Annotated in this window: 10 protein-coding genes; 1 reads left to right on the top strand and 9 read right to left on the bottom strand. The window is 69.9% G+C overall.

Annotated features, from left to right (window positions below; genetic code table 11):
• The 7 genes from AC1DY2_RS10055 to AC1DY2_RS10085 form a co-directional block, all read right to left on the bottom strand.
• Positions 1–1020: MGH1-like glycoside hydrolase domain-containing protein (locus AC1DY2_RS10055; RefSeq protein WP_476762294.1), on the bottom strand; the 1020-nt coding region annotated here is incomplete at its 3' end.
• The gene (locus tag AC1DY2_RS10060) at positions 1017–1925 is read right to left on the bottom strand and encodes a carbohydrate ABC transporter permease (protein WP_476762295.1); all 909 of its coding nucleotides are present in this window, start codon (positions 1923–1925) and stop codon (positions 1017–1019) included. The genes AC1DY2_RS10055 and AC1DY2_RS10060, both read right to left, overlap by 4 nt.
• Positions 1922–2911 (bottom strand): carbohydrate ABC transporter permease, encoded by a 990-nt coding sequence (locus AC1DY2_RS10065; protein WP_476762296.1) that lies wholly within the window; start codon positions 2909–2911, stop codon positions 1922–1924. Before AC1DY2_RS10065 ends, AC1DY2_RS10060 begins: the two co-directional genes overlap by 4 nt.
• Positions 2908–4206, bottom strand: a complete 1299-nt coding sequence (locus AC1DY2_RS10070; protein ID WP_476762297.1) for an ABC transporter substrate-binding protein — start codon at positions 4204–4206, stop codon at positions 2908–2910. Before AC1DY2_RS10070 ends, AC1DY2_RS10065 begins: the two co-directional genes overlap by 4 nt.
• A 308-nt stretch (positions 4207–4514) precedes the next feature.
• Entirely contained in the window at positions 4515–5252 is a 738-nt protein-coding gene (locus AC1DY2_RS10075) for an SGNH/GDSL hydrolase family protein (RefSeq protein ID WP_476762298.1), read from the bottom strand.
• A 47-nt stretch (positions 5253–5299) separates the two neighbouring features.
• Complete coding sequence (locus tag AC1DY2_RS10080) at positions 5300–6361, bottom strand: aspartate-semialdehyde dehydrogenase (RefSeq protein WP_476762299.1); 1062 nt, start codon at positions 6359–6361, stop codon at positions 5300–5302.
• Positions 6362–6557: 196 nt separating this feature from the next.
• On the bottom strand, positions 6558–7832 hold the full coding sequence (locus tag AC1DY2_RS10085; protein ID WP_476762300.1) for an aspartate kinase: 1275 nt from the start codon (positions 7830–7832) through the stop codon (positions 6558–6560).
• A gap of 130 nt (positions 7833–7962) precedes the next feature.
• Here AC1DY2_RS10085 and AC1DY2_RS10090 point away from each other — a divergent pair, with 130 nt between their 5' ends.
• A complete protein-coding gene (locus AC1DY2_RS10090; RefSeq protein WP_476762301.1) occupies positions 7963–8460 on the top strand; it encodes a hypothetical protein in 498 nt (165 codons plus the stop codon).
• A gap of 19 nt (positions 8461–8479) precedes the next feature.
• Here AC1DY2_RS10090 and AC1DY2_RS10095 read toward each other — a convergent pair whose 3' ends face one another.
• Positions 8480–8839, bottom strand: a complete 360-nt coding sequence (locus AC1DY2_RS10095; RefSeq protein ID WP_476762302.1) for a nuclear transport factor 2 family protein — start codon at positions 8837–8839, stop codon at positions 8480–8482.
• A 93-nt stretch (positions 8840–8932) separates the two neighbouring features.
• The coding region (locus AC1DY2_RS10100) for a toprim domain-containing protein (RefSeq protein ID WP_476762303.1) at positions 8933–9119 on the bottom strand (187 nt) is incomplete at its 5' end.

Here is a 9119-nt window from a genome sequence, read left to right on the forward strand (position 1 = left end):
ATACTCGGGCATGCCGTCGTGGTCGAGGTCGGATGCCGCGAACCACCAGTCCTGTGAGCGGCGGATCACCCCGAGCTGCTCCCGGGCCCAGTCGTCGGCCGGCTCCACCTCCAGTACCTTCGCGAGCGCCCACGCGGCGAGCGGCGGCTTCGTGAGCGGAACCGGCGCCTCGGGATCGGCGATCGCCGAGCCGGCCCTGCGGAGGTTCTCCCGGTCGCTCGGCGGCAGGTCGTCGCTCGTTGCGAGCACGCCGTGCTCGTGCACGACGTCGGGCAGCTGGCCGTCGGCGCTCGGGAACCGGAACGCGAGCTCGAGCTGCTCCCGCGCGAGCCCGGGGTCGCCGTGCCTGAGGCCGACCGCGATGAAGTACGCGTCCCACTGCCAGAGCCCGACGTAGCCGATCTTCGAGGGCACCACCGCACGCGCACGCCCGAGGGACGGCAGTTCCACGATGTTGGCACCGAGCACCCACCAGCAGAACGCGGTCATCGACTGGAGGTCGTCGCGCACCCGCGGGCACCGCGCGAACCAGTCGAGCCAGAGCGCCTCGCTCTCCGCGAGGTCGGCGAGGTGGGTTCCGGATGCCGCGGCGCCGACGCGGCGGTCGGCGGCCACGCCGAATCGCACCGCCGTCGCATCCGTGCCGAGCACGACGTGCGCACTCTCGCCGTCGGGGGTCGTCCACTCGATCGAGACCCCGGCCGCGCCAGTCTCGGCGAGGCCGACGGTGAGCGCGGCCGGCCCCGCGAAGCCCAGCGTCACGACTCCTCCGCCGAACTCGACGCGATGCGGCAGCACCCGCGTGATCGGCAGGACCGCCCCGTCGTGGCTGCGCACCACCAACGCGTCGAGCACGCGGCACTCGGCGAGCGTCCGCTCGTACTCCGACGTGTGCACGCGCACACCGTCGCCCTCGCGGAAGACGAGGAGGCGCGAGCGCGGCAGCGTGAACGGCGCCTGCACCAGGTCGAGGTGCTCGCCGGCGAGCGCGGCCAGCGCCGCGGCATCCGTCACCGTCATCGRCCGCCGAGGCCCGACGCGGCCATGCTGTTCAGGATGCGCCGCTGCCCGATGACGAACGCGATGAGCATCGGGATCGTCGCCAGCGCCGACGCCGCCATCACGAGCCCGTAGTTGATCGACCCGAACTGCCCGCGGAAGCTCGAGAGCAGCAGCGGCACGGTGAACAGGTCGGGCGAGTTCAGCAGCACGAGCGGGAAGAGGAAGCTGTTCCACACGTCGAGCGCGACGATGATGCTGAGGGCGCCGAGGCCCGGCTTGAGGTTCGGCAGGATGATGCTCCAGAACGTGCGCCAGCGTCCGGCGCCGTCGACGAGGGCCGCTTCCTCGAGCTCCTTCGGCAGCGACAGCACGAACTGCCGCATGAGGAACACCGCGAACGGGTTCACGAGCATCGCCGGCACGATGAGCGAGAGGTGGGAGTCGACCCAGCCGAACTGGCTCATCAGCAGGTAGAACGGGATCAGGGTCACCTGCTTCGGGATCATCTGCGTCGCGAGGAACACGATGAAGATCACCCGGCTGCCGCGGAACCGGATACGCGCGAACGCGTAGCCGGCCATGGACGCCGTGAGCAGGGTGCCGGCGACCGCCAGCACGCAGATGTAGATGCTGTTCATGTACGCCTGCGCGAACGGCACGGCGTTCCACGCCTCGATGTAGTTGTCGAGCGTCCACGGCGCCGGCCAGAAGCTGCGCGGGTCCTGAAGCAGCTGCGGCAGCGTCTTGAACGACGTGATGAGCATCCAAGCGAACGGGAACACCATGGCGACGCCCGCCACGATGAGCGCCACGTGCAATGCAGTGGACCCGGCGCGGCGACGCCCGATGCCCGAGCGCGGCGACGACGCCCGCTCGAGGTCGGGACGGCCGACGAGGGTGGTCTCGATCTCTGCTGCGCTCATGCTGCGTCATCCTCGTAGTGCACGAACTTCTTCTGGGCGCCGAACTGGATCGCGGTGATCACGAGCGTGAGCACGAGCAGGATCACGGATGCCGCGCTTGCCGGCCCGAACTCGAACCGACCGAAGCCGAGATCGTAGATGTGGTACACGATCGTGCGGGTGGCGTTGTCGGGTCCCGCGTCGGCCGTGAGCACGTAGACCGTGTCGAACGTCTGCAGCGATGAGATGAACGCCACGATCGACGAGAAGAAGATGATCGGCGACAGCAGCGGCATCCGGATGCTGCGGAACAGCCGCCAGGCGCCGGCGCCGTCGATGCGCGCCGCCTCGATCACCGAGGGCGAGATGTTCTGCAGCCCCGCGAGGAAGATGATGACGTTGAGGCCGAGCGCCGACCAGATCGACACGATGCACACGGCCAGCAATGCGAGCTTGGGGTCGCCGAGCCAGTCGGGCGGGGCGACGCCGAAGACGTTCGCGATCGTCTCGCTGAGCACGCCGTCGACGCGGAACATCTGCTGCCAGATCATCGCGACCGCGACCGTCGAGGTGACGACGGGGGCGAAGAAGAGGATCAGGTAGAGCGTGCGGGTCTTGAGCTTCTCGAGCACGACGGCGATGACGACGGCGAGGCCAAGGCCGATCGGCACGGTCACGACGGCGATGATCAGGGTGTTCACGATCGAGCGGAGCAGGAGCTCGTCCTGCATCTGCGCCGTGAAGTTCTCGAAGCCGACCCACGTGAGCTCGGTGAGCCCGTCCCACGAGGCGAAGGCGAGCACGAGGCTGGCGACGAACGGCAGCAGCACGAACAGGGCCATACCGACGACCTGCGGGGCGATGAAGGCGTAGCCCCAGCGGCGGTCGCGCCGCCGCCAGGCGGACTCCCTGCGGAGCCCGCCAGGCGCGGATGGTGCGGGAGGCGCGGGCGACGCGACCGGAGTCGCGGTCGCGTCGCCCGTGATGACGGTCATCTCGCCGCTCACTCGCCCGTCTTGGAGGCCACCAGGTCGGCGACCGCGTCGAGGGTGCCCTGCGCGTCGGACTTGCCCTCGTAGAGCTTGAGGAACAGGTCGCTCACGTCGGTCGAGAGGCCGGGTACGACCGCCTCGGCGGCGTAGTCCTCGAAGCCGATGTCGCGCATGTCCAGGAAGGTCTGCGCGTGGGCGGGGTAGCCGTCCTCGAGCACGACCTCGTCGGCGCCCTTGATCGACGGGACCGCGTTGCCGCCGCCCTGGAGGCGGAAGACCTGGCCCTCGGCCGAGAGGAACTCGGTCCAGAACGTGAACGCGGCATCCTTCGCCTTGGACTTGCCGTTGATCGCCAGGTACGAGGTGGCGACGCCGGTCGGCGCGGGCTGCCCGTCGGGCGTGGGCCAGCGGACGATGTCGTAGCTGTCCTGCTCGCCGGCGCTCTCGACGGTGCCGATCGTGTAGCGGCCCTGCGAGAAGAAGCCCGCCTTGTGGGTCACGAACTCGCTGTCGGCGCCGGCGCCCTCGGGCATCGAGTCGGCCACGACGAAGGTGCCGTCCTGGAAGTAGCGACCGAGCGTGTCGACCGCGTCCACCGTGGTGGCGTCGTCATTGCCGACGAACGCACCCGACTCGTCGTAGGCCGTGCCGCCCTGCGACGAGATCCAGCTGTAGTGCGTGGCCCAGTAGTTCCAGAACATCGAGCCCGTGAGGCCGGCCGCAGCCAGCTTGTCGTTCATCTCGAGGTACTTCTCGGTGGTCCACTCGCCGTTCTCGGCGAGGGTGGCCGGGTCCTCGGTGATCCCGGCGGCGGCGAGGGCCTGGGTGTCATACCAGAGCACGTCGGGGTTGGAGTCGTTCGGGGCGGCGAAGATCTCGCCGTCCTGCTCGGCGGCGCCGAAGAGGCCCGGGAAGAAGTCGTCGGGCTTGGTCTCGCTCGCGTCGGACTCCATGAGCTTCGTGAGCGGGGCGAGCACCTTCGCGTCGACGAACTGGCCGATCTTGTCGTCGCCGATGTAGAACACATCGGGGGCGGTGTTGCTCGTGAGCTGGGCGAGGAGCTTGGAGTGGTAGTCGGCGTAGCTCGCGACCGGCTGCAGCTCGACGGTGATGTCGGGGTGCCGCTTCATGAACTCGTCGTTGAACTCCTCGAACCGGGTCAGCTCCTCTGGGGTGCCCCACGTCGACCAGACGACCGTGTTCGCATCGGATGCACCACCTCCCCCGCTGCACGCGGCCAGGCCGATCATCACAGCGCTCGCGGCTCCGACCGCGAGCAGGCGCCTCATCTTCGAGTTCGCGCGGGGCATTCCGCACCTCTTTCGTCATTGCAGGGGGGCCGGCCCGGGAGTCGGGCTCGGGAATTGCGTCCTCCGTATTCTGTATACAAAACTCAGAAACGTCAAGAGTTGGGTCATCGAGGGTTCTCTGAAAGGAGCCCAGTCGGCAGCGGCGCGCCGACAACCGTCGGCCCGGCGCCTCCCTCCGTCGACGACGCGAAACGCATGAGAATCCCGCCCCTGACGCCCGGACGGGAGCCATGTTCCGGATTCTCATGCCTTTCCGAGGGCGGGCAGGCCCGCCTCAACGGACGAGGTTCAGAATCGCGCCGCGGCCCTCAGAGCCCGAGGCGCTCGAGCTCCGCGTCCATGCGACGGGCGACCTCGGCGTAGCCCTCGTCGTTCGGGTGGATGCCGTCGGCCGCCATCCACTCGGGATGCTCCTCGAGCCAGTGCGACGCGCCCCCGATGTAGTCCGCGCCGACCTCGTCGGCGGCCGCCTCGACCCACCCGATGATCTGCTCGACCGAGTCGGGCCGCTCGTCGGGGTACCAGAACGGCTCGACGACCACGAGCCGCGCTTCGGGCACCTCATCCGCGAGCCGCGCGAGGTCGGCCCCGATCGCCGCCTCGATGTCGTCGGCCCGCGACGGCATCGAGAAGTTGTCGTTCAGTCCCATCGTGACGATGACCAGGTCGGGCGCCGGCTCGTGCTCGACGATCTGGTCGACGAGGTCCACGCCCGTGGCGCCCGCGCCGTTCGGCGTCGGCTCCCGGTGGTTCACGAACCCGAGCCCGTCGACGCTGGGGTTGAACTCCCACCACCCCCGCTCGGCGGCCACGATCGTCGACCACCGGTGCTCGGGTGAGCTCGCGCCCGTGCCGCGGGTGTACGAGTCGCCGTAGAAGGCGGCGACGACCTGTCCGGAAGACGGCGACGCCGCCTGCCCGGGCGTCGACGTGGCGGGCACGCCGCWCGCGGCCAACAGCACGACGGATGCCGCCCCGGCGAGCACCGCGACCGCGCGGGCCGCACGCGGCATCCGTCGCAGCCGCTGCTCGCCACCCTGCTTCATGACCGTGGTTCGGGACCCGCGAGCGAGCGGATGCCGTGGCGCGCCGCCTAGACGGCGACGGGCAGCTTCGCCGCCACCAGCTCTGCGATCTGCACCGCGTTCAGGGCCGCGCCCTTGCGGAGGTTGTCGTTCGAGACGAAGAGCACGAGCCCGGTGCCGTCGGGCGCGCTCTGATCTTGCCGGATACGGCCGACGTAGCTCGGGTCGGTGCCGGCGGCCTGCAGCGGCGTGGGCACGTCGGAGAGCGCGACGCCCGGGGCATCCGACAGCAGCTCGGTCGCGCGCTCGGGCGTGATCGGGTTGGCGAACTCGGCGTGGATCGACAGCGAGTGGCCCGTGAAGACGGGGACGCGCACGCACGTGCCCGCGACGCGCAGACCCGGCAGCTCGAGGATCTTGCGGCTCTCGTTGCGGAGCTTCTTCTCCTCGTCGGTCTCGAGGTCGCCGTCGTCGACGATCGACCCTGCGAGCGGGATGACGTCGAAGGCGATCGTGCGCGGGAACTTCTGCGCCTCGGGGAACTCGACGGCACGGCCGTCGTGCACGAGCTGGATGGCGTCCTGCGCGACGGCGGCACGCGCCTGCTCGAGCAGCTCCTCGCCGCCGGCGAGCCCTGCGCCCGACACGGCCTGGTAGGTCGACACCATGAGGCGCTCGAGGCCGGCCTCGTCGTGCAGCACCTTCAGCACGGGCATGGCGGCCATCGTGGTGCAGTTCGGGTTCGCGATGATGCCCTTGCGCGCCTCGTCGATGGCGTGCGGGTTGACCTCGCTGACCACGAGCGGCACGTCGGGGTCCATGCGCCAGCCACTGGAGTTGTCGATGACGGTGACCCCGGCAGCGGCGAAGCGGGGTGCCTGCGCCTTCGAGAGGGTGGCGCCGGCGGAGAAGATCGCGATGTCGAGGCCCGACGGGTCGGCCGTCGAAGCATCCTCGATGACGATGTCCTGACCCTTCCACGGCAGCGTCGAGCCCGCCGACCGCGCCGAGGCGAAGTAGCGGATCGAGGCGACCGGGAAGTCGCGCTCCTCGAGGAGGCGGCGCACGACGGCGCCGACCTGGCCGGTGGCGCCGACGACGCCGATGTTCACTGCGTTGGTGTTGCCCACGTGGTCTCCTCCATCATCCGACGGCGAAGCCGACGGGAAGCGTTGTTCCATTGTCCCAGCCTGTGCGACCCCCGTCCGCCGTCAGCGGAACGTTGGCAGGATTCCCCCGCCGCGGGAGCGGATTTCGACGATGTCGTGCCCCGCGGCATCCGTGATCGACGGATGCCGCAGCCGAGCCCGCTGCCGGCGAACGGCGTCAGCGACCCGTGCCGGCGTGCACGACCGCGTCGTCCTCGCCGTCGAGCTCGAACGCCGTGTGCACGGCACGCGCGGCGGCGTGGACGCTGTCGGCGCGCGTCACGACCGAGATGCGGATCTCGCTCGTGGAGATCATCTCGATGTTGATCCCGGCCTCGTACAGGGCCTCGAAGAGCCGCGCCGACRCGCCCGCGGCCGACCGCATCGCGTTGCCGACGAGTGAGAGCTTGCCGATCTGGTCGTCGTACTGCAGCGAGTTGAAGCCGATCGCCTCCTGCGAGTTCGACAGCGCGGTGAGTGCCCGCTCGCCGTCGGACTTCGGCAGCGTGAACGAGATGTCGGTGCGCCCGGTCGACGCGGCCGACACGTTCTGCACGATCATGTCGACGTTCGCGTTGGTGTTCGCGACGATCTTGAAGATCTTGGCGGCCACACCGGGCACGTCGGGCACGCCGACGACGGTGATCTTCGCCTCGGTCAGGTCGACCGCGACGCCCGCGATGACGGACTCTTCCACTGCTGCTCCTTCGGGAAGACGCGAGGGGTCGTAGACGATCGTCCCCTCGCTGTTGTTGAACGACGAACGCACGTGCAGGGTGACGCCGTGGCGCCGGGCGAACTCGACCGCCCTGATGTGCAGCACCTTGGCTCCGGATGCCGCGAGCTCGAGCATCTCCTCGCTCGTGATGCGGTCGAGCTTGCGGGCCTTCTTCACGATGCGCGGATCAGACGTGAACACGCCGTCGACATCGGTGTAGATCTCGCAGACGTCGGCGTTCAGCGCCGCGGCGAGCGCGACGGCGGTGGTGTCGCTGCCGCCCCGGCCGAGGGTCGTGATGTCGCGCGACTCGCGGCTGAAGCCCTGGAAGCCGGCGACGATCACGATCGCGCCCTCGTCGAGCGCCTCACGGAGGCGGACCGGGGTGACGTCGACGATGCGGGCGGCGCCGTGCGTGGCATCCGTGATCATGCCGGCCTGGCTGCCGGTGAAGGAGCGCGCCTCGTGCCCCATGCTCTTGATCGCCATCGCGAGCAGCGCCATCGAGATGCGCTCGCCCGCCGACAGCAGCATGTCGAGCTCGCGCGGCGCCGGGATCGGCGTGACCTCGGTCGCGAGGTCGAGGAGCTCGTCGGTCGTGTCGCCCATGGCTGAGACGGCGACCACCACGTCGTTGCCCGCCTTGCGGGTCTCGACGATGCGCTTGGCGACCCGCTTGATGCTCTCCGCGTCGGCGACGGACGACCCGCCGAACTTCTGCACGATCAAGCTCACGTGGTCTCCCGAGGGTGGTCGCTGGCGCCGGGTATCGTTCGTGCGGCGGCCGGAAGCACCATCATACGGCGGCGCGTATACGGCCCCGGCAATGTGACGGCGGCGGTCGGGCCGCCGATAGAGTGCGGTCATGTCGGAGGCGCTGGAACCCTGGAAGGACTTCAACGTGGCCATGGTCGGGGCCACGGCGGCGCTCGCGGGCCTGCTCATCGTCGCCATGTCGGTCAACATCGCCACGGTCATGTCGTCGGCCACGCTGCCGGCGCGAGCGGGCGCCTCGGTGGCCACGCTCGTGCTGGCCATCGTCGCCGGCGCGTTCGGCCTGGTGCCAGGCCAGCCGGTCGAGCTCTACGGGGCGGAGGTGCTGGTCGGCGCTGTCGCCGCCGGCGTGTTCCAGGTGCACTCAATGCGGGTGCTCGCCACGAAGGACCGGGTCTCCTCGACGTGGGGGCGGTTCGCGAAGGCGACGGTCGGCGTGCTGCCGCTCCTCGGATTCCTCGTCGGCGGGGTGCTCCTGGTGTCGGGATCGGCCGCCGCCGGGCTCGCGTTCGTGGCTGTCGGCTCGGTGCTCGCCGTGATCACGTCCATCCTGCTGGCGTGGGTCGTGCTCGTCGAGGTGCTGCGGTAGTTCAGCCCTCGTGCGGCCGTCAGCCCTCGTGCGGACGGGGCATGTACCACTCGGTGAACTCGGTGGCGCGGCCGTCGTCGGCCAGCCGCACGATCCACAGGTTGATGTAGTCGCGCTCCGCCGGATACTCCGTGCGGCCCTGCACGACGGCGAACCCGTCGTCCTCGTGGATCACGTTCCAGTCGAACGTCCACGTCCCCGGCTCGTCGAGGTCCTCGAGCCAGCCGGCGACGATCGCCTCGCGGCCGCGCCGCGCGTCCGAGTCGGGACTGGTCAGGTAGACCGCTTCATCGGTGAACAACGCGCCGATCTGCTCGGGGTCGTTCGACTTCCATGCCGCGACGTACTGCGCGACCCATTCCTCACCCTTGGTGGCCATGCGACCCATTCCAGTGGTCGGGTGCGGGTTCGGTCAAGGGCTGGCGGATGCCGCGGCGCGGCGACGTACGCACCGCCCGCCGCGCGGGTGCCGTCAGCCGACGACGCGACGACCCTCGAACGCACGACCGAGCGTGACCTCGTCGGCGTACTCGAGGTCGCCGCCGACGGGAAGGCCCGACGCGAGGCGCGTGACCCGGATCTCGAGGGTGGTCAGCAGGCGGCTCAGGTAGGTCGCCGTGGCCTCGCCCTCGAGGTTCGGGTCGGTCGCGATGATGACC

The sequence above is a fragment of the Agromyces sp. P1_H4 genome (genome assembly GCF_056405255.1).